The organism is Mesorhizobium sp. M7A.F.Ca.CA.002.04.1.1, assembly GCF_004022805.1.
Taxonomy (GTDB): domain Bacteria; phylum Pseudomonadota; class Alphaproteobacteria; order Rhizobiales; family Rhizobiaceae; genus Mesorhizobium; species Mesorhizobium ciceri.
Map to the genome: position 1 here is coordinate 1 of NZ_RZPL01001198.1, position 785 is coordinate 785.

Sequence of the window (785 nt, forward strand, 5' to 3'; positions counted from 1 at the left end):
GATCTGGTTCGCCCTACACCTGCTCGGCGTGGTTTGAGCAGAGCACCTTTCCCTTCTCCCGCAAGGGGAGAAGGAAAGTCCGCGAGGGACGTCTACAGGTCGAACACCGCAATCTTGCGCTTGTCGAACTTGATGCCGATCTCGCCGCGCACCAGCTTGAGCGCGGCCTCGCCGAACACCGCGCGCCGCCAGCCCTGCAGGGCCGGTACGTCGGCGTCCTCGCCCTCGGCGGCGATACGGTCGATGTCGTCGCTGGAGGCCAGCACCTTGGACGCGACGCCTTCCTTTTCGGCGACGATCCGCAGCAGCACCTTCAACAGTTCCGCCGCGGCGCTCGAGCCCTCGGGCGGCTGGAAACTCTTTGGCAGTTTCGGCATCTGCTCCTTGGGCAAGGCAAGGGCGGTGTTGACCGCGCCGAGCAGCGCCGTTGCCGTCGACGAGCGCTCCCAGCCCTTCGGCGTCGTGCGCAGCTTGCCAAGGGCTGCCGCGTCGCGCGGCGCCTGCTGCGCCACCTCGTAGATCGCGTCGTCCTTCAGCACGCGGCCGCGCGGCACGTCGCGTTCGCGCGCCTCGCGCTCGCGCCACGCCGCAACGCCCTGCACGATCGCCAGTTCCTGCGGCTTGCGCAGCCGCATCTTCAGCCGTTTCCAGGCGTCCTCGGGGTGCGGATCATAGGTCTCGCGCGAGGTCAGCACCTCCATTTCCTCGTTGAGCCAATGGGCGCGGTTTTCGCGCGCCAGTTCGGCGCTGAGGTGCTGATAGACCTCGATCAGATGGGTGACGTC

Annotated in this window: 1 protein-coding gene; it reads right to left on the bottom strand. The window is 67.5% G+C overall.

The features are described 5' to 3' along the window. Positions 1–92: 92 nt before the first annotated feature. A partial coding sequence (locus ENZ75_RS33275; RefSeq protein WP_206617179.1) for an HRDC domain-containing protein occupies positions 93–785 on the bottom strand: 693 nt, incomplete at its 5' end.